This is a genomic window from Streptosporangiales bacterium (genome assembly GCA_009379955.1).
Taxonomy (GTDB): Bacteria; Actinomycetota; Actinomycetes; order Streptosporangiales; family WHST01; genus WHST01.
Map to the genome: position 1 here is coordinate 1 of WHST01000099.1, position 24,453 is coordinate 24,453.

Annotated in this window: 27 protein-coding genes and 1 pseudogene; 20 read left to right on the forward strand and 8 right to left on the reverse strand. The window is 71.2% G+C overall.

Annotated features, from left to right (window positions below; genetic code table 11):
- The 3 genes from GEV10_23835 to GEV10_23845 form a co-directional block, all read right to left on the reverse strand.
- The coding region (locus GEV10_23835; protein MQA81475.1) for a hypothetical protein at positions 1–299 on the reverse strand (299 nt) is incomplete at its 3' end.
- Between the two features lie 279 nt (positions 300–578).
- The gene (locus GEV10_23840) at positions 579–947 is read right to left on the reverse strand and encodes a PIN domain-containing protein (protein ID MQA81476.1); all 369 of its coding nucleotides are present in this window, start codon (positions 945–947) and stop codon (positions 579–581) included.
- Between the two features lie 38 nt (positions 948–985).
- Positions 986–1,207, reverse strand: a complete 222-nt coding sequence (locus GEV10_23845) for a type II toxin-antitoxin system prevent-host-death family antitoxin (protein MQA81477.1) — start codon at positions 1,205–1,207, stop codon at positions 986–988.
- Positions 1,208–1,307: 100 nt separating this feature from the next.
- Here GEV10_23845 and GEV10_23850 point away from each other — a divergent pair.
- The 13 genes and pseudogenes from GEV10_23850 (at position 1,308) to GEV10_23910 (ending at position 15,460) form a co-directional block, all read left to right on the forward strand.
- A pseudogene (locus GEV10_23850) lies at positions 1,308–2,478 on the forward strand (alpha/beta hydrolase).
- Positions 2,479–2,537: 59 nt separating this feature from the next.
- Positions 2,538–5,129 carry a phosphoenolpyruvate carboxylase gene (locus GEV10_23855; protein ID MQA81478.1) on the forward strand — a complete coding sequence of 864 codons (2,592 nt, stop codon included), beginning with the start codon at positions 2,538–2,540 and terminating at the stop codon, positions 5,127–5,129.
- Positions 5,129–5,878 carry a biotin--[acetyl-CoA-carboxylase] ligase gene (locus GEV10_23860; GenBank protein ID MQA81479.1) on the forward strand — a complete coding sequence of 250 codons (750 nt, stop codon included), beginning with the start codon at positions 5,129–5,131 and terminating at the stop codon, positions 5,876–5,878. Before GEV10_23855 ends, GEV10_23860 begins: the two co-directional genes overlap by 1 nt.
- Before the next feature lie 23 nt (positions 5,879–5,901).
- Complete coding sequence (locus tag GEV10_23865) at positions 5,902–6,396, forward strand: PH domain-containing protein (protein MQA81480.1); 495 nt, start codon at positions 5,902–5,904, stop codon at positions 6,394–6,396.
- 186 nt (positions 6,397–6,582) lie between these two features.
- Positions 6,583–7,368 carry an enoyl-CoA hydratase gene (locus tag GEV10_23870; GenBank protein ID MQA81481.1) on the forward strand — a complete coding sequence of 262 codons (786 nt, stop codon included), beginning with the start codon at positions 6,583–6,585 and terminating at the stop codon, positions 7,366–7,368.
- The gene (locus tag GEV10_23875) at positions 7,365–9,272 is read left to right on the forward strand and encodes a Na+/H+ antiporter (protein ID MQA81482.1); all 1,908 of its coding nucleotides are present in this window, start codon (positions 7,365–7,367) and stop codon (positions 9,270–9,272) included. Before GEV10_23870 ends, GEV10_23875 begins: the two co-directional genes overlap by 4 nt.
- A 29-nt stretch (positions 9,273–9,301) precedes the next feature.
- Complete coding sequence (locus GEV10_23880; GenBank protein ID MQA81483.1) at positions 9,302–10,864, forward strand: acyl-CoA carboxylase subunit beta; 1,563 nt, start codon at positions 9,302–9,304, stop codon at positions 10,862–10,864.
- Positions 10,865–10,910: 46 nt separating this feature from the next.
- Complete coding sequence (locus GEV10_23885; protein ID MQA81484.1) at positions 10,911–11,579, forward strand: response regulator; 669 nt, start codon at positions 10,911–10,913, stop codon at positions 11,577–11,579.
- Positions 11,580–11,594: 15 nt separating this feature from the next.
- A complete protein-coding gene (locus GEV10_23890) occupies positions 11,595–12,866 on the forward strand; it encodes a HAMP domain-containing protein (GenBank protein MQA81485.1) in 1,272 nt (423 codons plus the stop codon).
- A 299-nt stretch (positions 12,867–13,165) separates the two neighbouring features.
- Positions 13,166–13,519 (forward strand): PadR family transcriptional regulator, encoded by a 354-nt coding sequence (locus GEV10_23895; protein MQA81486.1) that lies wholly within the window; start codon positions 13,166–13,168, stop codon positions 13,517–13,519.
- Positions 13,520–13,521: 2 nt separating this feature from the next.
- Positions 13,522–13,890, forward strand: coding sequence for a DUF1048 domain-containing protein (locus tag GEV10_23900; protein MQA81487.1), 369 nt, complete (start codon positions 13,522–13,524; stop codon positions 13,888–13,890).
- Positions 13,887–14,699, forward strand: a complete 813-nt coding sequence (locus GEV10_23905) for an ATP-binding cassette domain-containing protein (protein ID MQA81488.1) — start codon at positions 13,887–13,889, stop codon at positions 14,697–14,699. Before GEV10_23900 ends, GEV10_23905 begins: the two co-directional genes overlap by 4 nt.
- The gene (locus GEV10_23910) at positions 14,696–15,460 is read left to right on the forward strand and encodes an ABC transporter permease (protein ID MQA81489.1); all 765 of its coding nucleotides are present in this window, start codon (positions 14,696–14,698) and stop codon (positions 15,458–15,460) included. Before GEV10_23905 ends, GEV10_23910 begins: the two co-directional genes overlap by 4 nt.
- A 206-nt stretch (positions 15,461–15,666) precedes the next feature.
- Here GEV10_23910 and GEV10_23915 read toward each other — a convergent pair whose 3' ends face one another.
- Both GEV10_23915 and GEV10_23920 read right to left on the reverse strand, forming a co-directional pair.
- Complete coding sequence (locus GEV10_23915) at positions 15,667–16,140, reverse strand: carboxymuconolactone decarboxylase family protein (GenBank protein MQA81490.1); 474 nt, start codon at positions 16,138–16,140, stop codon at positions 15,667–15,669.
- 89 nt (positions 16,141–16,229) lie between these two features.
- Positions 16,230–16,697, reverse strand: coding sequence for a GtrA family protein (locus tag GEV10_23920; GenBank protein MQA81491.1), 468 nt, complete (start codon positions 16,695–16,697; stop codon positions 16,230–16,232).
- 170 nt (positions 16,698–16,867) lie between these two features.
- Between GEV10_23920 and GEV10_23925 the strand changes: the two genes are divergently transcribed.
- Entirely contained in the window at positions 16,868–18,022 is a 1,155-nt protein-coding gene (locus GEV10_23925; protein MQA81492.1) for an acyl-CoA dehydrogenase, read from the forward strand.
- A gap of 6 nt (positions 18,023–18,028) precedes the next feature.
- Here GEV10_23925 and GEV10_23930 read toward each other — a convergent pair whose 3' ends face one another.
- Positions 18,029–18,703 (reverse strand): TetR family transcriptional regulator, encoded by a 675-nt coding sequence (locus tag GEV10_23930; GenBank protein MQA81493.1) that lies wholly within the window; start codon positions 18,701–18,703, stop codon positions 18,029–18,031.
- A 54-nt stretch (positions 18,704–18,757) separates the two neighbouring features.
- Here GEV10_23930 and GEV10_23935 point away from each other — a divergent pair, with 54 nt between their 5' ends.
- The 5 genes from GEV10_23935 (at position 18,758) to GEV10_23955 (ending at position 21,973) form a co-directional block, all read left to right on the forward strand.
- A complete protein-coding gene (locus GEV10_23935; GenBank protein ID MQA81494.1) occupies positions 18,758–19,189 on the forward strand; it encodes an ester cyclase in 432 nt (143 codons plus the stop codon).
- 87 nt (positions 19,190–19,276) lie between these two features.
- The gene (locus GEV10_23940; protein MQA81495.1) at positions 19,277–20,425 is read left to right on the forward strand and encodes a 5-(carboxyamino)imidazole ribonucleotide synthase; all 1,149 of its coding nucleotides are present in this window, start codon (positions 19,277–19,279) and stop codon (positions 20,423–20,425) included.
- A gap of 38 nt (positions 20,426–20,463) precedes the next feature.
- Positions 20,464–20,940: a 5-(carboxyamino)imidazole ribonucleotide mutase gene (gene purE, locus GEV10_23945; protein MQA81496.1), complete on the forward strand. Its 477-nt coding sequence runs from the start codon at positions 20,464–20,466 to the stop codon at positions 20,938–20,940.
- 114 nt (positions 20,941–21,054) lie between these two features.
- Positions 21,055–21,324, forward strand: a complete 270-nt coding sequence (locus GEV10_23950) for a hypothetical protein (protein MQA81497.1) — start codon at positions 21,055–21,057, stop codon at positions 21,322–21,324.
- 394 nt (positions 21,325–21,718) lie between these two features.
- The gene (locus GEV10_23955; GenBank protein MQA81498.1) at positions 21,719–21,973 is read left to right on the forward strand and encodes a hypothetical protein; all 255 of its coding nucleotides are present in this window, start codon (positions 21,719–21,721) and stop codon (positions 21,971–21,973) included.
- Positions 21,974–22,073: 100 nt separating this feature from the next.
- On the opposite strand, the gene GEV10_23960 is transcribed toward GEV10_23955, so the two are convergent.
- Together GEV10_23960 and GEV10_23965 are read right to left on the reverse strand one after the other, a co-directional pair.
- Positions 22,074–22,499, reverse strand: a complete 426-nt coding sequence (locus GEV10_23960) for a CoA-binding protein (protein MQA81499.1) — start codon at positions 22,497–22,499, stop codon at positions 22,074–22,076.
- 28 nt (positions 22,500–22,527) lie between these two features.
- Positions 22,528–23,847, reverse strand: a complete 1,320-nt coding sequence (locus GEV10_23965; protein MQA81500.1) for a nucleotide sugar dehydrogenase — start codon at positions 23,845–23,847, stop codon at positions 22,528–22,530.
- Positions 23,848–24,018: 171 nt separating this feature from the next.
- On the opposite strand from GEV10_23965, the gene GEV10_23970 reads away from it, so the two are divergent.
- The coding region (locus GEV10_23970; GenBank protein ID MQA81501.1) for an acyl-CoA dehydrogenase at positions 24,019–24,453 on the forward strand (435 nt) is incomplete at its 3' end.

Sequence of the window (24,453 nt, forward strand, 5' to 3'; positions counted from 1 at the left end):
CAGGTGATCCGGGAGACCGTAAGCCGGTCCGCGGCGGTGCCGGTCGCGATCCGCAGCACCGCCGCGACCTCTTCTCGGGTGAAGTCGTCCTTGGTCACGTCGCGAAGCTGGTCGAGGCGCGCGAGTGCGGCGAACTGGCGGGCCTGCGCGGCGGCGATGCACTTCTCGTACCCGGCGAGCACCGCAAGAGCGATCTCCGCCGGCGCGGTAGCGAGGTCGACGGTGTCGAGGGTGGCGTGGGTGGTGCCGGAGGCGGGGAGTGCCTCGATCCGGTCCAGCTCCACAACGTCGTCGAACATGTGTTCGACTCTACCACAACCGGAGGGCATCCGATAGGCCGGATTCCCTTACGCAACAACGGTTTCCGTGAATCAACGGTCACCGCAAGACAGACCGGGAAGTGAGGCAGCCACAGAGCTGCCTCACCCCGTAGACGCGCGCTTTCGGGTCGGGCGGTGGGTGTCAAGACTCCGCCAGACCACCGCACCCACCCAAGAACGAGACGCGGATTCTTGACACCCACCACCCGACCCAACACTCAAAAGAGGGGTGAGGCAGCGTCCCACAGCCGTAGGCCCTCAAGTCGGGAGCGGGACCGCAACGACCTCGAGGTCGTCGATCGCGGCGAAGTCGTCGGGGTTGCACGTGAACACCGGGAGACTGTGCGCCATCGCGATCGCCGCGATCATCGCGTCGTAGGTGCGTGCGGTGGTCTTGCGCCCGGCACGGTGATGTGACGCGGCCACCTGCCCGAACGCGCGGGCGGCATCGACGTCGAACGGCAGGGGTACGAAGGTGGCCTCCGCATACTGCAGGTGGAGCTGCCGCGCGGCGCGTTCCTTCGCGGTGGCCGCGACGAGCGGTCCGACGGACAGCTCGGCGATGGTCACGGTCGTGATGAGCGGTCGGCGCGGCAGAACATCCGCGTCGGTGAGGCGCGAGAGCATGATCACCGTGCTCGTGTCGAGGACTCCGAGCTCGTGTGTCACAGCATCGGGTCGAGGACGTCGTCGATGTCGGCGCGGAGTGCATCGGGGTCGATGGGCGGCAGGCGGCGTGCGCCGGCGAGAACCGCGGCCGCGTCGAGCGGAGGCCGGGGCAGCGGGCGGAGCTCGGCCACCGGTGTGCCGTCGCGGGTGATGGTGAGGTGCTCGCCGCGGGCTGCCCGGTCGACGATGTCGCCGCCACGGTTGCGCAGATCCCTGATGGTCACGTCACCCATGGTGGCAGTGTATCACCGGTGAGACATGGTGGTCGTCCACAGGCCCGAGGCACGACCTGACGATCGTCAGGGTGAGCTCGCGCCCATGGACAGGTGTCGCGGCCGGTCCGGCTCGCGAATCGCTCTCGCCGGCCTGCTGGCCGGACTCACCGTGCTGACCGGGACCGCGTCGGCGGCCGCCACCGCCGAGAACGCTGCGCCGCCGAAGCTTTCGGTGCCGCCACCCACGGGGCGGCTGGCCGTCGGCAGCGACACCCTGCACCTCGTCGACTCCGACCGCACCGATCCCTGGGTGCCGTCCTCGGGCTCGCGCGAGCTCATGGTCACGATGTGGTACCCGACGGCCCTCGACCTGGGGCGCCGCGCGCCGTACGTCACGAAGGCGGAGGCCGAGGCGTTCTTCGCGTTCCAGCGTGGCCAGGGCGTCCCGATCCCCGACGACCTGCCGGACGACATCATGTCGACGACGCGGACGCACTCCCGCGCCGGCGCACCGCCGCTGCCGAAGGTCGGCGGCCGGCCGCTCGTCGTCCTGTCACCCGGCTTCACGCTGCCCCGCGCCACGCTCACCGGCCTGGCAGAGGACCTCGCGAGCCGCGGGTACGTCGTCGCCGCGATCGACCACGCGTACGAGTCCTCGGGCACGTCGTTCCCGGGCGGCCTGCGGACGTGCGTCGCGTGCGAGGTCGCCGAGGCGAAGGACGTGCCGCCGGTCCGCCGCGCCGACGCGTCGTTCGTCCTCGACCGGCTGACCGGGAGGCACCCGGCCTGGCGGTGGGCGCGGATCATCGACGAGCGGCACATCGCGATGGTGGGGCACTCCATCGGCGGCGCGTCCGCCCAGCGCCGCCATGGCGTGGGACCGGCGCATCGACGCCGGTGTCAACCTCGACGGCACCGTCTTCACGCCGCTGCCCGAGGACGGTCTCGACCGGCCGTTCCTGCTGGTCGGCACGCAGCAGTTGCACCACCCGGGCGGCGAGGACGAGACCTGGGACGCCACGTGGGCGAAGCTGCACGGACCCCGGCACTGGCTCACCGTCGACGACACAGGACACCTGTCGTTCACCGACACCGCCGTGCTCGCGAACCAGATCGGGGTCGAGGACCCGACCGCTCCGATGGCGGGCGTGCGCGCCACGGAGATCACCCGGGCGTACGTCGGCGCGTTCCTCGACCGGTACCTGCGCGGACGCGACGGGTCGCTGCTCGACGGCGAGTCCCCGCGGTACCCAGAGGTGCACCCGCAGCACTGACGCAGGACACCAGGTGCCCGAGTAGTCTTCCTGCCGTGCGTGACGTCGCCCGGCTGGAGATGCCCGAGGCCATGCGACGCGACGTCCGGCTGCTCGGCGACACGCTCGGCCGGGTGGTCAGCGAGCAGGGTGGCGCCGACCTGCTCGACGACGTCGAACGGCTCCGGCACGCGGTGATCGCGGCCCGCACCGACCCCGCCGCGGACACCGAGGCGCGCCGGCTCGTGGAGTCGTGGCCGATCGAGCGGGCCGAGGAGGTCGCGCGGGCGTTCACCTGCTACTTCCACCTGGCCAACCTGGCCGAGGAGCACCAGCGGGCGCGGACGATCAGGGAGCGCGACCGGTCGGGCGCGACCGTGGCCGAGTCGCTCGCCGGCACCGTTGCCGCCGTCCGGGACGAGTGCGGCGAGGAACGGCTCGCGGAGCTGCTCGGCGGGCTGCGGTTCCACCCGGTGCTCACCGCCCACCCCACGGAGGCACGCAGGCGTGCCGTCGTCACCGCGATCCGCCGCGTGGACGAGCAGCTCGGCACGCTCGACGACCCGCTGCTCACCCCCGGCGAGGAGCGCGAGGCCAGCCGACGGCTGCACGAGGAGGTCGACGGGCTGTGGCGCACCGCCCTGCTGCGGCAGAGCCGGCCCGACCCGCTCGACGAGGTCCGTACCGCCATGGCCGTCTTCGACGAGACGCTGTTCCGCGCCGTCCCAGGGCTCTACCGCGAGCTCGACGCGGCGGTGTCCCCGGACGACGCCGGCCGGCGCCCGCCCGTCGCGCCGGCGTTCGTGCGGCTCGGGAGCTGGGTCGGCGGCGACCGCGACGGCAACCCGCACGTGACCGCGCAGGTGACCCGCGAGGCACTGCTCGTCCAGGCCGACCACGTCCTGCGTGCGCTGGAGAACGCGGCGACCCGCATCGGGCGCACCCTCACCGCGGGCGACACCACGACACCGCCGTCGGACGACCTGCGCCGGCTGCTCGACCGCTGCGGCGCCGCGTACCCGGAACGGATGGCCGACCTCGCGAAGCGGTCGCCGAACGAGTCGCACCGGCAGGCCCTGCTGCTCGCCGCGCAGCGGCTGCGGGCGACCCGCGAACGCGACATCGACCTCGCCTACCGCGACGCGGACGAGCTCCTCGGCGACCTCGACCTGGTGCAGCGGTCCCTGGCGGCGGCCGGCGCCCCGCGGCTGGCGTACGGCGAGCTGCAGCACCTGATCTGGCAGGTGCGCACCTTCGGGTTCCACCTGGCCGAGCTGGAGATCAGGCAGCACAGCGAGGCCCACGAGCGGGCGCTCGCCGAGGTCCGTGCCGGCGGCGCGTGCAGCGCCGAGACCGACGAGGTGCTGCAGACCCTGCGCGTGATCGCGTGGGCGCAGGAGCGGTTCGGCGTGCGCGCCTGCCGGCGCTACGTCGTGAGCTTCACCAGGTCGGCCGACGACGTCGCGGCCGTGTACGAGCTCGCCGAGCACGCCACCAACGGCCGGCCACCGGTGCTCGACGTGGTGCCGCTCTTCGAGACCGGCGCCGACCTGCGGGGTGCGACCACCGTGCTCGACGGCGTGGTCGGGCTGCCCGCGGTCAAGCGCCGGCTCGACGCGACCGGTGGGCGGCTCGAGGTGATGCTCGGGTACTCCGACTCGGCGAAGGACATCGGCCCGGTGTCGGCCACGATGCTGCTCTACGACGTGCAGGCCGCGCTCGCCGAGTGGGCGCGGGGCAAGGGCGTGCGGCTCGTGCTGTTCCACGGCCGCGGCGGCGCACTCGGCCGCGGCGGCGGGCCGGCCAACCGCGCCGTGCTCGCCCAGGCGCCGGGTTCCGTCGCGGGCACGTTCAAGGTCACCGAGCAGGGCGAGGTCGTCTTCGCGCGCTACGGCAACGCCGCGATCGCCCGCAGGCACATCGAGCAGGTCACGTCCGCTGTGCTTCTCGCGTCGACCGAGCACGTCGAGCGCCGCGCCGCCGAGGCCGCCGAACGGTTCCGCGACCTGGCGGAGGTCATCGGCGCGGCGGCCGGGCGTACGTACGCCGACCTCGTCGGCACCGACGGCTTCGCCGCGTGGTTCGCGCAGGTGAGCCCGCTGCCGGAGATCGGCTCGTTGCGGATCGGGTCGCGGCCCGCGCGGCGCGGGGGCGTCGCCGAGGACCTGTCCGGCCTCCGGGCGATCCCCTGGGTGTTCGCCTGGTCGCAGACCAGGCTCAACCTGCCCGGCTGGTACGGCCTCGGCAGCGGCCTGGCCGCCGCGACCGACCTCGACCGGCTGCGCGAGGCGTACACGCGCTGGCCGCTGTTCCGCTCGCTGATCGACAACGCGCAGATGAGCCTCGCCAAGACCGACCGGCGCATCGCCGGGCGGTACCTCGCGCTCGGCGACCGTCCTGACCTCGCCGACCGCGTGCTCGGCGAGTACGAGACGACGGTCGAGCGGGTGCTCGCCGTCACCGGCAACGGGCGGCTGCTCGAGGCCAACCGCGTGCTGTCGCGGGCGGTCGAGCTGCGCAACCCGTACGTCGACGCGCTCTCGCACCTGCAGCTGCGTGCCCTCGGTGCGCTGCGCTCCGGCGAGGCCTCGGAGGTGGAGGCCGAGGCGTACGAGCGGCTGCTCCAGCTCACCGTCAACGGCGTCGCGGCCGGTCTGCAGAACACCGGCTGATGCGGTCGTCCCCGCTGTGGCGTGAGGTGCGAGTCGTCGCCGAGACCGCCTCCACCAACGCCGACGTCGCGGCGGCGGCGCGGCAGGGGGAGCCGGAGGGTCTCGTGGTCGTCGCCGACCACCAGAGCGCGGGCAGGGGACGCCTCGACCGCAGCTGGGTCGCTCCGCCGGGCACCGCGCTGATGTTCAGCGCGCTGCTGCGGCCGGCCGAGGTCCCGCTCGCGCGGTGGTCGTGCCTGCCGCTGCTCGCCGGCGTCGCGGTCGCGACCGCGACGCGCGAGACGTGCGGAGTCGACGCCACGCTGAAGTGGCCCAACGACGTGCTCGTCGGCGAGCGCAAGCTCGCCGGCCTGCTCACCGAGCGGGTCGGCGACGCCGCGGTTCTCGGGGTCGGCCTCAACGTGACGACCACCGCCGAGGAGCTGCCGACGCCGGCGGCGACGTCCCTGCTGGTCGAGGGTGCGACGTCGGCCGACAGGGAACGCCTGCTCGACGCCGTCCTCGACGCCCTGGAGCACCGGTACGCGTCGTGGCGCCGGCCGGGCGGCGAGGTGGCGACGCTGTACGCGTACCGCGAGCTGTGCGCGACCATCGGCCGCTCCGTACGCGTGTTGCTGCCTGGCGACCGTGTCCTCGACGGCGTCGCGACGGACGTCGGGGCCACCGGTGCGCTCGTCGTCCGTACGCTCGACGGCACGGTGCGGGAGCTCGCCGCCGGCGACGTCGTGCACGTGCGCCCCGCCGAGTGACGACGTCGTGGGACGATGCGGCGATGGCGAAGGTCGACAAGCGGTTGGCGCCGGGGGAGCGGGTCTACCACGAGCTGCACCCGCACTGGCAGGCGCTGGTGCTCCCGGTCGCGCTGCTCGTGGTGAGCGTGGGGGTCGCCGGGTTCCTCGCCGCCACCGTGTCCGAGGCGTGGATGCGGATCGCGATCGCCGTGCTGTGCCTGGTCGTCCTCGTGCTGTGGGTGCTGCGGCCGTTCCTGCGCTGGTACACGACGACGTTCACGCTGACCGACCGCCGGGTGCTCATCAGGCACGGCATCGTCACGCGGTCGGGACGTGACATCCCGCTGGCTCGGATCACCGACGTCGCGTTCAAGCACACGCTCTGGCAGCGGATGATGGGCTGCGGCACGCTGATCCTCGAGTCGGCCGGTGAGCAGGGGCAGGCCCTGCTCACCAACGTGCCCTCGATCGAGACCGTGCACCGTGACATCTACGCGCTGATCGACCAGGACGCCGCTGGCAGCGGTCCACCCTAGTGTCCTGCGCCAGGAGTACGTGCGCCCCTGCCGACGCCCAGGCGGGCACCTCGCTGCGTTGTCGGCAGAGCCCAAGTACACCCAGTACGAAGGCCTACCTCCGCCTTGCGATGCACCCACCTGGACGCCGGCAGCGGCACACAACGCCTGGCGCAGGACACTAGCGCGCCGGATAGCCTCGGGCGTATGTCCGACCTCACCGTTCGGCGCGCTGTCGCCGGTCCGTACGTCGCCGAGCTCGTCCTCGACCGGCCCGAGGCCCACAACGCGCTGTCCACGGCGATGGCCGGGGAGCTCGCCGCGGTCTGCCGCGAGCTCGCCGCCGACCCCGGTGTGCGCGCGGTGGTGGTCAGCTCGGCGAGTGAGAAGGCGTTCTGCGTCGGGGCCGACCTGAAGGAGCGCAACTCGTTCACCGACGACGAGCTGCGGCGGCAGCGCCCGGTGTTCCGTGCCGCGTTCGGCGCCGTGCTCGGCCTGCCGGTGCCGACGGTCGCGGCCGTCCACGGGTACGCGCTCGGCGGCGGCTACGAGTTCGCGCTCTCCTGCGACCTGATCGTCGCCGACGAGACCGCGGTGGTCGGCATGCCCGAGGTCTCCGTCGGCGTGATTCCCGGGGGCGGTGGCACGCAGCTGCTGACGAGGCGCGTCGGCTGGTCGCGCGCCGCGGACCTGATCTTCACCGCGCGCCGCATCGCGGCCGACGAGGCCGAGCGGCTCGGGCTCGTCGACCGGCGGGTTCCCGCCGGGGAGGACCGTACGGCGGCGCTCGCGCTTGCCGAGGGCATCGCGGCGAACTCGCCGGTCGGCCTGCGCGCGGCGAAGCGCGCCATGCGCCTCGGCCACGACTCCTCGCTCGACGCCGGCCTCGAGGCCGAGGACGCCGCGTGGCGTGAGACCGCCTTCTCCGGTGACCGCGCGGAGGGCGTCCGCGCGTTCAACGAGAAGCGGAAGCCCGACTGGCCGGGCACATGAGCCTGGTCCAGTCGGCGGCGCAGGAGGGCCACGAGGTCCTGCTCACCGCGATGCTGGCCGTGCTGCTGATCGGCGTCGGCGTGATCGCCGTGACGGCGATTGCCCAGCGCATCGGAGTGTCCGCCCCGCTCCTCCTCATCGCGGTGGCGCTCGGCGTCTCGCTCCTCCCGTGGGTGCCCGCGTTCCAGGTGAACCCCGACGTCGTGCTGTTCGTCCTGCTCCCGCCCCTGCTCTACGCCGCCTCGATGAACAGCTCGCTCATCGGCATCAGGCGGAGCCGGCGACCGATCGGCCTGCTCGCCGTGGGGCTGGTCATCGTCACCGCACTCACCGTGGCGGCTGTGACCAAGCTGGTGCTGCCCGGCGTCTCGTGGGCGGCGGCGATCGCGCTCGGCGCCGTCGTCGCGCCGCCCGACGCGGTCGCGGCCACCGCCGTGGCCAAGCGCGCCGGCATGCCGCGCCGACTCGTCACGATCCTCGAGGGCGAGAGCCTGTTCAACGACGCGACGGCGCTGGTGACCGTCCGCGTCGCGGTCGCGGTCGCCGTCGAGGGCACGTTCTCTCCGGCGGACACCGCCCTGCAGTTCCTCGTCGCGGCACTCGGCGGGCTGCTCGTCGGCGTCGTCGTCGGCCAGGTGCTCGCCAGGATCAGGCGGCGCCTCACGTCCGCCCTGCTCACCACGGCGCTCTCGCTCGTGACGCCGTTCGCCGTCTACCTGCTCGGCGAGGAGCTGCACACCTCGGGCGTGATCGCCGTCGTGACGACCGGGCTGATCCTGTCGCACCGCTCACCGGCCGAGCAGACGCCCGCCGGTCGGCTCACCGAGAAGAACCTCTGGGACACCGTCCAGCTGCTGCTCGAGGGCGGTGTCTTCGTCCTCATCGGGCTGCAGCTCACCGACATCATCGCCGGGGTGTCGGAGTCCGCGCTCGACGTCGTGCTGCTGTCCGCCCTGGTGCTCCTGACGGTGCTGCTCGTACGCCCGCTCTGGGTGTTCGGCCTGCGCTACGTCGCCCAGGTCGTGCCGTGGTCGTCACGCGGCAAGCCGTCGGCAGGTGGGCTCGCCGTGATCTCCTGGGCGGGCATGCGCGGGGTGGTGTCGCTCGCCGCCGCGCAGACGCTGCCCCTCGACCTGCCGCACCGTGACGTGTTCCTGCTCGTCACCATGGTCGTCATCCTCGGCACGCTCGGCCTGCAGGGCATGACCCTGCCCGCGCTGATCCGCCGGGTCGGGGTGTCGCCGCCCGATCCGAAGCTCGACGCCCTCGAGGTCGCCAGGGCCCAGCAGAAGGCGACCGACGCCGCCAAGGAGCGGATCCGCGAGATCCAGCACGAGGAGGGCCTGTCGGACCGCCTCTCCGGCTGGCTCACCAAGCAGCTCGACGTCCGTGCGTACACCGCGTGGGAGCAGCTCGGCGACCAGGACGGCGAGACCCCGACGCGGACGTACCAGCGGTTGCGGCGCGAGATCGTCGCCGCGGAGCGTAAGGTCTTCATCGAGCTGCGCGACTCCGGGGAGCTCGAGGACGACCTCCTCCGTGAGCTGCAGTACCGACTCGACCTCGAGGAGTCCCTGTTGCCGGCACCCGTCGAACGAGGCCAGGACGAGGGCCATCAGGCCGTGCTCCCGAGCAGGCCGGGACGCGGCTGCGAGCACCTCAAGGAGGCGCCCGTCGAGATCCCCGATGCCGACCCGCGGGTCTGCCAGTCCTGCGTCGAGGAGGGGCGTGACGACTGGGTGCACCTGCGGATCTGCCTGACCTGCGAGCGGGTCGGCTGCTGCGACTCGTCACCCGCACGCCACTCCGACGCGCATTTCCGCGAGGAGGGCCACCCCGTGGTCGGCTCCGCCGAGCGCGGCGAGCACTGGCGGTGGTGCTTCGTCGACGAGCGGGTGGGCTGAGCCTCCTACCCACAGGTAATGTCGCCCACATGACGCTCGACGACGGCACCACCCCTGCCTCCGACGACCCCGGACATCCCCACCTCGACGAGCTCCGCGAGCGCGTCGTGTCCGGCGGAGCGCCCAAGTACCACGCGGCCAACGCCGCCAAGGGCAAGCTGTTCGCCCGCGAGCGCATCGCACGGCTCGTCGACGACGGCTCGTTCACCGAGGACGGCGTGTACGCGAACGTCCTCGCCGGCGACCTGCCCGCCGACGCCGTGGTCACCGGCACGGCGACGGTCGACGGGCGTCCGATCTGCCTGATGGCCAACGACTCAACCGTCAAGGCGGGGTCGTGGGGCGCGCGCACGGTCGAGAAGATCGTCCGCGTCATCGAGACCGCGTACCGCACCGGCGTGCCGATGGTCTACCTCGTCGACTCGGCGGGCGCGCGGATCACCGACCAGGTCGAGATGTTCCCCGGCCGCCGTGGCGCGGGCCGCATCTTCCACACCCAGGTCAAGGCGAGCGGCTCGATCCCGCAGGTGTGCGCGCTGTTCGGGCCGTCCGCCGCCGGTGGGGCGTACATCCCGGCCTTCTGCGACGCCGTGGCCATGGTCGAGGGCAACGCGTCGATGTACCTCGGCAGCGACCGGATGGTCGAGATGGTCGTGGGGGAGAAGACCACGCTGGAGGAGATGGGCGGCGCCAAGGTGCACTGCTCGATCTCCGGCTGCGGCCACTACCTCGCCAAGGACGAACCCGCCGCGATCGACTTCGTCCGCGGCTACCTGTCGTACCTGCCGTCGGACTGGACGGGGCAGCCGCCGGCAGCCGAGGCGAGGCCGCCGAAGCAGGTCGACCTCGACGCGCTCGTGCCCGCCAGCGACCGGCAGGCGTACGACATGCGCCGGTTCGTCGCCGGCGTCGTCGACGAGGGGTCGTTCTTCGAGATCCACGCCCTGTGGGCGAAGGAGCTGCTCGTCGGCTTCGCACGCCTCGATGGCCGGCCGGTCGGCATCGTCGCGAACAACCCGATGTTCAAGGGCGGCGTGCTGTTCGTCGACTCCGCCGACAAGGCCGCGCGGTTCGTCCAGCTCTGCGACGCGTTCAACGTGCCGCTGCTCTTCCTGTCCGACGTCCCCGGCTTCATGGTCGGCACGGCCGTCGAGCGGCAGGGCATCATCAGGCACGGCGCCAAGATGATCACCGCGATCAGCGAGGCCACCGTGCCGAAGATGTGCGTGGTCGTCCGCAAGGCGTACGGCGCCGGCCTCTACGCGATGTGCGGCCCGGGCTTCGACCCGGACGCGACGATCGCGCTGCCCACGGCGAAGATCGCCGTCATGGGCGCCGAGGCCGCCGTCAACGCCGTCTACTTCAACCGCATCCAGGCCATCGACGACGAGCAGGAGCGCGACGAGTTCGTCGAGAAGCTTCGGCGCGAGTACGAGGAGGACATCGACATCCTCCGGCTGGCCGGCGAGCTGGTCGTCGACGAGATCGTGCAGGCGTCCGCGCTGCGTGGCGAGCTCGTCCGCCGGTACGCCGCGAGCGCCTCCAAGGACCGGTCGTTCTCCCGCCGCCGGCACGGCGTGACACCGGTCTGACAGCGTCGGGCCGCGTGCCGGGCCTGCACAGTCGTACGATCACGTCATGACCCGTGTGCTTCTGGCCGAGGACGACGCCTCGATCTCGCAGCCGCTGACCCGCGCGTTCCGGCGTGAGGGCTACGACGTCGACGTGACGGAGACCGGCACCGACACGCTCGCGCAGGCGAGCGACTCGACCCTCGACCTCCTCGTCCTCGACCTCGGCCTCCCCGAGATGGACGGGCTCGACGTGTGCCGCAGGCTCCGTGCCGACGGTCACGCCGTCCCGATCCTCGTGCTCACCGCGCGTGCCGACGAGGTCGACACCGTCGTGGGCCTCGACGCCGGCGCCGACGACTACGTGACCAAGCCGTTCCGGCTGGCCGAGCTGCTCGCCAGGGCCCGCGCCCTGCTCCGCCGCGGAGTGCCGGAGACCTCGGCGGTCCACGGCGTCCGCATCGACGTCGACAGCAGGCGCGCCTGGCTGGGCGAGGAGGAGCTGTCGCTCACCACCAAGGAGTTCGACCTGCTCCGCGTGCTCGTCCGCGAGGCCGGCAAGGTGGTGTCGCGGGAGCAGCTCATGCACGAGGTGTGGGACGCCAAGTGGTGGGGCTCGACCAAGACCCTCGACATGCACATCTCGTGGCTGCGCCGGAAGCTCGGTGACGAGGCCGCCGACCCGCAGTTCATCGCCACCGTCCGCGGCGTCGGCTTCCGGTTCGAGCGCGACTAGGACGCTCGTCCACCCATGCGCCGCCGGTTGATCGTCTCGACGCTGGTGCTGTCGATCATCGCCGTCACACTGCTCGGCGTCCCGCTGGCGATCGTCGCGTCGTGGCTGGTCCTCGACGAGACCCACCGTCGCGTGCAGCGCGACGCCGACGCCGTCGCCGCCGCCGTGCAGATCCGCAACGATCAGGGCGAGAGGATCGACGAGGCCGACCTCACCCGCGTGTACGAGAACCAGCACGTCACTGTGCGCTATCCCTCGGGCGAGGTCGTCCGCGCCGGCGGCGGCGCGGATGGCGCGCAGGTACGTGCCCAGGCGCGCACGTCAGATGGCGCCCTGGTCATCGTCTCCACGCCACGGTCCGAGGTCGACCGCCAGCAGGTGAGCGTCGTGCTGCTCGTCGTGGTGATCGGCGTCCTCGCCGTCGCGGTGACCGTGGGCCTCGCCTTCCTCGAGGCGCGCCGCCTCAGCCTGCCCCTGCGCGACCTCGCCGACCGCGCCGACCGCCTCGGCTCGGGCGACTCCCTGCCCGCGCGCCGCCGCTACGGCATCGCCGAGCTCGATCGCGTCGCGGAGGTGCTCGACAACAGCGCCACGCGCGTCCGTACCTTCCTCGACGCCGAGCGCGCGTTCGCCACCGACGCCTCCCACCAGCTCCGTACCCCACTCACCGCCCTCTCGATGCGCCTGGAGGAGATCGCCTCCTCCGCCCGCTCGCCCGAGGTCGTCGAGGAGGAGGTGCAGGCCGCGCTCGCCCAGGTCCAGCGCCTCGCCGAGGTCGTCGAGCAGCTCCTCGCCGCCGCCCGCTCCGGCCGCGACGCGGAGCTGGGACCGACCGACGTCGACGAGGTCGTCGACCAGCAGCTCGCCGAGTGGGACACTGCCTTCCGCCGCGCGAGCCGCACCCTCGTGCGCGAGGGCGACAGCGGGCTCCGGGCGCGGGCGTCGAAGGCGAACCTCTCCCAGGTCGTCGCCACCCTCCTCGACAACGCCCTGGTCCACGGCGACGGCGTCACGACCGTACGCATGTCCGCGACGGGCCAGTCCATCGTGGTGGAGGTCGCCGACGAGGGCGCCGGTGTCCCCGCAGAGCTGGTGCAACGCATCTTCGACCGCCACGTCTCCGGCGGCGACGGCACCGGCCTCGGCCTGGCCCTCGCCCGCTCCCTCGCCGAGGCCGACGGTGGCCGCCTCACCCTGGCCCGAGAGCGCCCGGCCAGGTTCGCGGTCTTCCTCCGCCCGGTGAGGGACGAGGCGCCCCCACACCGCGTGGTGGGCGGCCCCGCCTGAGCCGATCGCCCGCCGTCGTCATCCCAACGCTCATTACGGGTATCGCGATCTCCGGCGCGTTCCCGCCCGAGATCGACCTCAGCGACACAGGCCAGACAGATCGCGAACGCATCGTGTCCGGCACCTGGCAGGGCGAGCACGAGCGGATGAGGCTCGCAAGTTACGAAGCATTGCCGAAGTCCTCTGTGCCGCACCGGCCGTACCCCCAATTTGCCTTGTCCTCCCCTTGCGCGGTCGCTATTCAGTGTTACTATCTAGTGGTAGTCAGCATCACTGAGTAGTTGAAGGGAGGGGTTGCCGTGGGCAAGCAGATGACCGAGATGCTCAAGGGCACGCTCGAGGGCATCGTCCTCGCGATCCTGGCCGTGCAGCCGGCATACGGCTACGAGATCACGGCGCGGCTGCGTGAGCAGGGCTTCTCCGACATCGTCGAGGGCACCGTCTATGCGCTGCTGGTCAGGGTCGAGCAGCGCGGCCTCGTAGACGTGGAGAAGGTCCCGTCCGAGAAGGGGCCGCCGCGCAAGGTCTACTCGCTGAACGCGCTGGGCGGCGAGTACCTCGAAGAGTTCTGGGGAACGTGGAGCTTCCTCGCAGAACGGATCGAACAGCTCCACCACCCCATCGAACACGCGCAGGACGAAGGAGAGAAGTAGTCATGGCCGCAAAGTGGATCGAGACCCTCACGGGGTCGCTCGAGCAGAAGAAGCAGTACAAGCAGGACAAGGCCCGCATCGATGCCCTCCCCGAGCCGTATGGATCCGCAGCGAAGGCAATGCACCGGTACTTCATGTACTACGGAGGCATCACCGACGGCGACACCCTCCTCACAATGTTCGGCGACTTCGCCGACCTCTGGGAGCGCGCTGCCGTCGACGGGACGCCCGTGCGCGAGATCGTCAGCGACGACCCGGTCGAGTTCGCCGAGACCTTCGCGCGGGCGTACGCCGGCAACCAGTGGATCGACAAGGAGCGCGCCCGCCTGACCAAGGCGATCGAGGACGCCGTGCGAGAGGAACAGACGTGACCACGGAACCAGCCATCCGCGTGCAGGGCATCGAGAAGTCCTTCAAGGACATTCACGTGCTTCGCGGCGTCGACTTCGACGTAGCGGCGGGGAGCATCTTCGCGCTGCTCGGCTCGAACGGTGCAGGCAAGACCACGCTGGTGCGGATCCTGTCGACGCTGCTGAAGGCCGACGCAGGCACCGCCACGGTGCACGGTTTCGACGTCGCCGCGAAGCCCGGCAACGTGCGCGAGTCGATCAGCCTGACCGGCCAGTTCGCCGCGGTCGATGAGATCCTCAGCGGGCGGGAGAACCTGGTGCTGGTCGCCAGGTTGCGTCACCTGAAGAACCCGGGTGCGATCGCGGACGACCTGCTCGCCCGCTTCTCGCTCACCGACGCAGGCAAGCGTAAGGCGTCGACGTACTCGGGCGGCATGCGCCGCCGACTCGACATCGCGATGAGCCTGATCGGGAACCCGCCGATCATCTTCCTCGACGAACCGACGGCCGGGCTCGACCCCCAGGCCCGCATCGAGGTGTGGCAGACCGTCAAGCAACTCGCCGGTCAGGGCACGACGGTGCTGCTCACGACGCAGTACCTCGACGAGGCTGAGCAGCTCGCCGACCGGATCGCGATCCTGCACGAGGGCACGATCATCCAGAACGGCACCCTCACCGAACTCAAGCAACTCCTCCCGCCCGCCAAGGTCGAGTACGTCGAGAAGCAGCCCTCCCTCGAGGACGTCTTCCTCGCCCTCGTCGGCGACACCGGCACCACTGACACCGCTGCGGCCAACCGTACGGTCCCGGAAGGAAAGGAACCCCGATGACCACTCACGTCCTCGGCGACACCGGCACCCTCACCGGCCGTTCGCTGCGCCACATCCTCCGCAGCCCCGACACGATCATCACGACCGCGGTCACCCCGATCGCGCTGATGCTGCTGTTCGTGTATGTGCTCGGCGGCGCGATCAACACCGGATCCGACGAGTCGTACGTCAACTACATGCTCCCCGGCATCCTGCTCATCACGATCGCGTCCGGCATCGCGTACACCGCGTACCGGCTGTTCCTCGACATGCAGGGCGGCATCTTCGAACGCTTCCAGTCCATGCCGATCGCGAGATCGAGCGTGCTCTGGGCGCACGTGCTCACCTCCCTGGCCGCGAACCTGATCTCGGTCGCGATCGTCACCGGCGTCGCCCTCATCATGGGCTTCCGCACCGGAGCCTCCGCGGCCGCCTGGCTCGCGGTCGCCGGCATCCTGATCCTGTTCACCCTCGCCCTGACCTGGATCGCCGTGATCGCCGGGCTCTCCGCGAAGACCGTCGACGGTGCAAGCGCGTTCAGCTACCCGCTGATCTTCCTGCCGTTCATCAGCTCGGCGTTCGTGCCCACCGACTCGATGCCCGGCCCGGTCGCATGGTTCGCCGAGAACCAGCCCGTAACCTCCATCGTGAACACCATCCGAGCCCTGTTCGCCCAGGAACCCGTCGGCAGCGACATCTGGATCGCCCTCGCCTGGCTCGTCGGCATCCTCGTCATCGCCTACGCCTTCTCGATCGCCATCTACCGTCGCAAGATCAGCTGAGCCCGAGCGCTGCCCGCAGCAGAGGCACTCCGCACCGAACGACTCCGCCCGCCTTCCCCGCACGAGGAGGCGGACGGAGTCATTACTCGGCATGACGCACGGCCGGGCCGCCTCACGTCGGAGGAGCGGGGCGATGGATTGTGCAGCGAGACATGAGGTCTCGGTGGAAGCCTCTGACGGGTGCAACTACGATTTCTCGCGCCTCGTCATCCGAATTGGCCGGGCTGGTAGTCGCCGGCGGGCTGCTGGACGATGACGTTCGCGCGGTTGAAGGCGTTGATGAGGGCGATGCCCAACACCAGGGCGGCGAGCTGGTCCTCGTCATAGTGCTTGGCGGCGTTCTCCCAGGCGTCGTCCGTGACTCCACCGGCCGCGTCGGCGATGCGGGTGCCCTGCTCCGCCAGCTCCAGGGCGGCGCGCTCGGCCTCGGTAAAGACCGTGGCCTCCCGCCAGGCCGCGACGAGGTTGAGGCGCAACGATGTCTCGCCGGCGTGCGCGGCGTCCTTGGTGTGCATGTCGGTGCAGAAGCCGCAGCCGTTGATCTGGCTGGCACGGAGCCTCACCAGTTCCTGCGTCGCGGCCGGCAGCGTCGAGTCCGCGAGCACCTTGCTTGCCGAGGTGATGTGCTTCAGGGTCTTGGCTGCGACCGGGTTGCCGAAGAGGTTCAAGCGAGCGTCCATGGTGCTCTCCTTGCCGTGTCGGTGGTGACACCCCTCAGACAGACCAGCCCGGCACGATGTGACAGCAATCGAATGTGACGTGCGACTCCCTAGTCCCGGTCCAGGTCGTGGACCTCCGACGACACCTTCGACGCGTCCGGTCTGATCGGGAGGCCGCTGTGCGGGTCGACCGGGGGTGCGTCGGGCGGGAGGAAGACCCACCGGCGGTACGCCCAGAAGCGGAAGAGCGTGGCGATGCCGACTCCGACGATGTTGCCGGCGATGTTGTCGGCGAGGCGGGTGCGGAAGATCTCGGGCCAGAAGTCGCCGAGCCAGTAGTTGCTGAAGCCGAGGACGAGCACCTGGATGAGCAGGCCCACGGCGTTGAACACGAAGAAGAGGAAGTACTCCCTGGCCAGTCCGCTGCTCTTTCGGTGCCGGAACGTCCAGAACCTGTTGCCGCCGAACGACACCGTGGTGGCGATCGCCGTGGCGATGACCTTGGCCGTCAGGGTGCCGGCGCCGTAGAAGATGTTGAACATCACGGTGTCGACGACCCAGGCGACGGCGCCGACCATGCCGAACTTGGCGACCTCGTGCAGCAGGCTACGGAAGCGGCGGTAGATCGCGCGGAGGAGGCCGGGCTTCTCGGTGCGCTCCGACTCCCCGTCGGCGGTGCTCGTCACGCGGCCAGGCTAGCCGGGCGGATTGGCGTCACCGCGCCGCGGGGCCGTGTAGCGTTTGGCCCGTGCTCGACTATCGACTCGACTCGGAGCTCGAGGCGCTGCGCTCGACCGTGGCGGAGTTCGCCCGCGATGTGGTGGCGCCCAGGATCGGCGAGTTCTACGAGCGGGACGAGTTCCCGTACGACATCGTGCGCCAGCTCGCCGGCATGGGCGTGTTCGGACTGCCGTTCCCCGAGGAGTACGGCGGCATGGGCGGCGACTACTTCGCGCTGTGTCTGGTGCTCGAGGAGCTGGCCCGCGTCGACTCGTCGGTCGCGATCACGGTGGAGGCGGGTGTCTCGCTCGGCGCGATGCCCATCTACCGGTTCGGCACGGAGGAGCAGCGCACGGAGTGGCTGCCGCGCCTGTGCCGCGGGGAGATGCTCGGCGCGTTCGGCCTCACCGAGCCCGGCGGCGGCTCCGACGCCGGGGCGACCAGGACCACCGCGAAGCTCGACGGCGACGAGTGGGTCATCGACGGGAGCAAGGCGTTCATCACCAACGCGGGCACCGACATCACCGGCCTGGTGACGGTGACCGCGGTGACGGGGACACAGGACGGCGGGCGCAAGGAGATCTCGTCGATCATCGTCCCGTCGGGCACGCCCGGGTTCACGGTCGGGCAGCGCTACTCGAAGGTCGGCTGGAACGCGTCCGACACCCGGGAGCTCTCGTTCGACGGCTGCCGCGTGCCGGCCGCCAACCTGCTCGGCGAACGCGGCCGCGGCTACGCGCAGTTCCTCCGCATCCTCGACGAGGGACGCATCGCGCTCGCCGCGCTCGGCACCGGCCTGGCCCAGGGCTGTGTCGACGAGTCGGTGAAGTACGCGAAGGAGCGCGAGGCGTTCGGCGCGCCGATCGGCTCGTACCAGGCGGTCCAGTTCAAGATCGCGGACATGGAGATGCGGGCGCACACGTCGCGGCTCGCGTACTACCGGGCGGCCGAGCTGATGCTGCGCGGCGAGCCGTTCAAGCGGGAGGCGGCGATCGCCAAGCTGTACTCCTCGGAGATCGCGGTGACCAACGCGCGCGAGGCGACCCAGGTGCACGGCGGCTATGGCTTCATGAACGAGTTCCCCGTCGCCCGGATGTGGCGCGACTCGAAGATCCTGGAGATCGGCGAGGGCACGAGCGAGGTCCAGCGCATGCTCATCGCCCGCGACCTCGGCCTCGCCTGACCAACCCTACGGCAGCAGGGCCGCCGCAAGGACCTCCGCGATCCAGTCGCGGTACTCCTCCGGCGCCCAGCCCCGGTCGGTGACCAGGCTGTCGTAGCTGGCCTGCGCGCAGACCGTCCACAGGATGTCGGCCGCGCGGTCGGCGGACACGTCGGGACGCAGCGCGCCGCGCTCGGCGAGCAGCCCCGCGAACCTTCGCATGCCGTGGAGCCGCTGCGCGGCGTGCTTCGCCTGCAGTTCGGCGAGCGACTCGTCGCTGCCGGCCGCGGCGTCGAGCACCCTCAGCAGCGGCCCGACGCGCCCCCAGACGCCGGGCTGCGTCGCCGCGTAGAGCCACAGCTGCCGCACGGGGTCGGTCTCCTCGATGACCCGGCGGATCCCCGGTCGCTCGTCGACCGGTACCTCCGCGCGCTCGACGCCGCCGGCCAGCGCGGCCTGCACGGCGGCCGCGAGCAGGCCAGCCTTCCCGCTCGCCGACCGGTAGACCGTCTCGACCGCCACGCCGGCCTCGGCGGCGATCGCCGGGATCGTCGTCCCCGCGTAGCCACGCTCCACGAACAGTCGTGCGGCCGCGGTGACGATCGTCGCCCGCGTGCGTGCGGCGTGCTCGCGCCGCTTCGTGGCGTCGTACCTGCGTCGAGGTCTGGCGTTCTCGCTCATTGGCGAGAATGATACTGGCATGAATTGCTCGCCGCACTCGCCCCGGCGCGACGGCACCGACCAAGGGAGAGTCCGATGTCGAACGAAGAGATCAAGGCGACGGCCCGTCGCATGCTGGAGCAGGTCTTCCCGAACGAGGACGTGGCGGCCCTGCCCGAGCTCGTCGCCGAGGACTTCGTCAACCACGACGGGCCGCCCGGAGCGCCCCAGGGCCGCGCCGGGCTCGCGGCGGGCATGCACGTGCTGGCGGGCGCGTTCTCGGACCAGCGCTGGGAGATGCACCAGGTGCTGGCCGACGGCGACACCGTCGTCATGTACTGCACCCACTCGGGCGAGCACACCGGTGAGTTCATGGGGATACCCGCCACCGGCAGGCGATTCGCCTACCAGCAGGTCCACCTCGTCAGGTTCGCCGACGGCCTCGGCGTCGAGCACTGGGCCGTACGCGACGACGCGACCTTCATGCGCCAGGTGACGGGCCAGCAGCCGGTGGCCCAGCCCGCGTAGGACCTGACAGCCCGGCGGGGTTGTCAGTGGCAGGCGTTGCCATGGCGACGCCTGCCACTGACGACTCGGCCGGATAGGCTCCTCTGCGTGAGTCAGCGCAACGCATCCGGGTTCCCGACGGTCGGCATGGTGGGCGCCGGGCAGCTCGCCCGCATGACGCATGCCGCGTCGATACCGCTCGGTGTCGGATTCCGGGTGCTGGCCGCCGACCCCGCCGACGGTGCCGCCCTGGTCTGCGGCGACGTCGCGATCGGGCAGCACACCTCGCTCGACGACCTGCGGTCGTTCGCGGCGGGCTGCGACGTCGTCACGTTCGACCACGAGCACGTGCCCGGCGACCACCTGCGGGCTTTGGAGGCCGAGGGTCACGTCGTACGTCCCGGCGCCTCGGCGCTGCTGCACGCCCAAGACAAGCAGGTGATGCGCCAACGGCTCGCGCCGCTCGGCGTCCCGTGCCCCGCGTTCGCGATGACCGAGCCGGACGACACCGCCAAGCACGTGCGCGCGTTCGCCGAGCAGCACGGCTGGCCGGTGGTCGCCAAGACCGTGAGCGGCGGCTACGACGGCAAAGGCGTGTGGGTGCTCGGCGCCGCGGACGACCTCGACGTGCTGCCGCCGGTGCCGCTCCTGCTCGAGGAACACGTGGCGTTCCGCCGCGAGCTGGCCGCGGTGGTCGCCCGGTCGGCGTACGGCCAGGCGGCCGCCTACCCCGTCGTCGAGACCGTGCAGCGCGACGGCATCTGCGTCGAGGTGCTCGCGCCCGCGCCCGACCTCGACGACGAGCGGGCGACCGAGGCCCAGCAGCTCGCGCTCCGGATCGTCGGCGAGCTGGGCGTCGTCGGCATCCTGGCGGTCGAGCTGTTCGACACCGGCACCGGCGTCGTCGTCAACGAGCTCGCCATGCGCCCGCACAACTCGGGGCACTGGACGATCGAGGGCGCGCGCACCTCGCAGTTCGAGCAGTACCTGCGTGCGGTGCTCGACCTGCCACTCGGCTCGCCCGCGCCGATCGCCCCGGTCACCGTGATGGCCAACCTCCTCGGCGGCGCGGACCCTCGCGTGTACGACCGCTACGTCCACGTGATGGCCAAGGACCCGGCGGTGAAGGTGCACCTGTACGGCAAGGAGATCAGGCCGGGCCGCAAGATCGGCCACGTCACCGCCGTCGGCGACGACCTCGGCGACGTCCGCGAGCGGGCGCGCGACGCCTGCGACTACCTGCGAGGTGAGGCGTGAACGCACCGGCGGACCTGGCGCCCGTCGTCGGCGTCGTGATGGGCTCCGACTCCGACTGGCCGGTCATGAGTGCGGTGGCCGACGCCCTCGACGAGTTCGACGTGCCGTACGAGGTCGACGTCGTCTCGGCGCACCGGATGCCGCGCGAGATGCTCGCGTACGGGGCGTCCGCCGCTGACCGCGGTCTCCAGGTCCTCGTCGCGGGCGCCGGCGGCGCCGCGCACCTGCCCGGCATGCTCGCCTCGGTCACACCGCTGCCGGTGATCGGCGTGCCCGTCCCGCTGGCACACCTCGATGGCATGGACTCCCTGCTGTCGATCGTGCAGATGCCGGCCGGCGTCCCCGTGGCCACGGTCTCGATCGGCGGCGCCCGCAACGCCGGCCTGCTCGCCGTCCGCATCCTGGCCGCGTCCGACGCCGACCTCCGCGCCCGCATGCAGGCGTTCCAGGCCGACCTGGCGGCCCAGACGAGGGCCAAAGGCGACCGCCTCCGCGCCACCCGCGAGGAGGGCTAGGACCTCCTCGCGGCCACAGGCGTGGGCGTCGCCCCTGTCCGTGCGTCCCGTTGCGTGGCCGGTCCGAGTTCGGGCACGATGCGTCCTCGGATGATCACAGCCCGGAGGGCCGCCATGTCCGCGCTCGATGATCTGCAGACGAAGGCACGTGCCGCGAAGAGCGCGCTGGACACGCCAGAGGGCACGTTGGCCGAGCTCGACTCCGACACCATCGATGTGGCCGACCAGTTCGTCGCTCTCGGCAACGAGGGCAGCGCACAGGTGCTCAGTCACGCCGCGAGCGGCGCACTGTCGACGGTCAGGGAACATCTCGCACACGCCCATGCGGCGCTGGACGACTACATCAGCGCGTGCGAGCAAGCCAAGGGGGCGGGTGGGGGTTGACTGCCGCGAGGCTCAGGAACGCCAGCAACTCAATCAGCGAGCAGTAGCACGTCACGCGGGCCGACGGCCTGGGATGCGCCGGGCATTCGCGATCACGCGAGTCGGCCGCCTGGCATCGCGGCGATTGACGTCACGCTCGAACAGCGGGCACACGTCCTTGCCGGTGATCCGGACAACGAACGCAAGGGTGGGCACCGGTATGGCACGGGTCGGCAGGTGAAGACGGAGTTCCCTTCTTCCAGGCGCACGGGACGTGGCTGGTGTCCGGTATGCGCGACGATGTAGACGATGTAGAGGTCAACGTGGTGATCGAGCCCAGCGGACGGGTCGTGACCTCGTGGCCGACCGAAGGGGGCCGCGGCGTCGTCCGCAACCCACCGAGGAGGAGGCAGTCATGAACGACGACGAGCTGATGAGCCGTGCCGCAGAGCTGCCCAGCCGGTTCGGTCCACGTCTGCCCGACGATCATGCGGCGGTCCTTCGCAGGATCGAAGGTGGTGGCGAATGGGACATGCTCGTCACCGAGACGATCGCGGCGCTCGCCAAGCACAAGGCACCCGTCACCTCCGCCGAACGCGACGAACTGCGGGAGCTGGCGGAGGCGACGGGTGAAGGTGGCGAGTACGTGGCCGCGTTGACCGTGCGGTGAGGGGCACCCTCACCGTGTCCTGGCACGGTGAGGGTGCCCCTCACGGGTCGGGGTGGACGGTGAGGGTGGCCCTCACGCGTGCGTCGGCGCCAACGGACGGTCAGGTGGACGGGCCGAGGCGGGGCCACTCGATCGCGGGGCAGTGGTCCATCACCATGGCGAGGCCGGCCTCGCGCACCCGGCGGTACGCGTCGTGGTCGACGACGCCGAGCTGGAACCACACCGCCCTGGCACCGATATGCACGGCCTGGTCGGCGATCCCCCCGGCCTGCCCGGAGTTGACGAAGACGTCGACCACGTCGACGTCGAACGGGATCTCCGCCAGCGACCGGTAGCCCTGCTCGCCGTGCACGGTCTCCGCGCGCGGATGCACGGGCACGATCCGCTTGCCGTGGCTCTGCAGGAACGCCGCGACGCCGTACGCCGCACGCTCGCGCGACGTGGACAGCCCGACGACCGCCCAGGTGTGGGTGTCGGTGAGCAGCTGGCGGATAAGGGTGTCGGTGTCGTCGCTCGTCGTCGTCACACCAGCCACCTAGGCAGACTCCGCGGCGTCATGGACGACCGAGTGCGCGGTACTCCCAGCCGGCCGAACGCCATGCCGCGGGGTCGAGCACGTTGCGTCCGTCGAGGACGAGCCTGGTGCGGACGAGCGCACCGAGCGCCGCCGGGTCGATGGACCGGAACTCGCTCCACTCGGTGAGCAGGAGCACGACGTCGGCACCGGTGACGGCGTCGCCGAGGGTGTCGGCGAAGTCGAGCTCGGGGTGGAGGCGCTTGGCGTTGCTCATCGCCTCCGGGTCGTACACGACGACCTGGGCGCCCTCGCGGAACAGGCTCGCGGCCACGTCGAGTGCGGGGGAGTCGCGGACGTCGTCGGAGTCGGGCTTGAACGCCGCGCCGAGCACGGCGACGTGCCGGCCGTCGGCGTCGCCGCCGAGCAGCTCACGGGTGAGGTCGACGGCACGGGTGCGGCGCCGCAGGTTGACGGCGTCGACCTCCTTGAGGAACGCCACCGACTCGCCGACGCCGAGCTCCTCGGCCCGTGCCGTGAACGAGCGGATGTCCTTGGGGAGGCAGCCGCCGCCGAAGCCGAGCCCGGATCGCAGGAACTTTCTGCCGATCCTGTCGTCGTGCGAGAGCGCCTCGGCCAGCATCGTGACGTCGGCGCCGGACGCCTCGCAGATCTCGGCCATCGCGTTGATGAACGAGATCTTCGTCGCGAGGAACGAGTTCGCGGCGCCCTTGACGAGCTCCGCGGTCGGGAAGTCCATGGTGAGGAACGGCGTGCCCGACGCGATCATGCTCGCGTAGACCTCGCGCACGACGCCGACCGGTCGCTCGGACTCGATGCCGACGATGAGGCGGTCGGGGTGCAGCGTGTCTTCGACGGCGAAGCCCTCGCGCAGGAACTCGGGGTTCCAGACCAGGTCGATGTCGGCGCCCGCGGGAGCGTTGTCCGCGAGCATCGTGGCGACCTGCGACGCGGTGCCGACCGGGACGGTCGACTTGCCGACGACCACGCACGACCGGCGCAGCAGGGGAGCCAGGCCGGCCACCGCGGACCACACCTGGCTGAGGTCGGCGTCGTAGCGGCCGGGACGCTGCGGGGTGCCGAGACAGAGGAAGTGGACGTCGCCGAACTCTGCGACCTCCTCGTACGAGGTGGTGAAACGCAGCCGTCCGCTCTCGACGTGCTTCGCGAGCAGCTCGGGCAGGCGCTCCTCGTAGAACGGCAGGTGACCGGCGGACAGTCGTGCGATGCGTTCCGCGTCGATGTCGAAGCCGAGCACCTCGAAGCCGAGCTCCGCCATGCAGGCGGCGTGTGTCGTTCCCAGATACCCGCAGCCGAGCACTGTCAGTCGCATGGACACCCCGACAGTCCTTCCCATGAGGGGCGGTCATCGTACCGGCCTGGGTACGGATGTCCCCGTGGCATGTGTCACACGAGGGCGTCATTGCCTACGATCGAGTAACTTACCGTGTGGAAAGGGTACCCCGTGAGCGCAGAATTCGATCTGTACCAGTTGTCCGAAGAGCACGTGATGCTCCGGTCCGCGCTGCGCCAGCTCGCGGACGACAAGATCGCCCCACGCGCCGCGGAGGTCGACGAGAGGTCCGAGTTCCCGCAGGACGTCTACGACGCCCTGGTGCAGTCCGACTTCCACGCGCCCCACATCCCCGAGGCGTACGGCGGCACCGGCGCTGACGCGCTCGCGACGTGCCTGGTGATCGAGGAGATCGCCCGCGCGTGCGCGACATCGTCGCTCATCCCCGCGGTCAACAAGCTCGGCACGATGCCGATCCTGCTGGCGGCGTCCGACGAGGTGAAGCAGCGCTACCTGCCGCCGGTCGCCGACGGCAGCGCGATGTTCTCGTACTGCCTGTCCGAGTCGGATGCCGGCAGTGACGCGGCCAACATGCGCACCAAGGCGGTGCGGGACGGCGACGCGTGGGTGCTCGACGGCACCAAGCGCTGG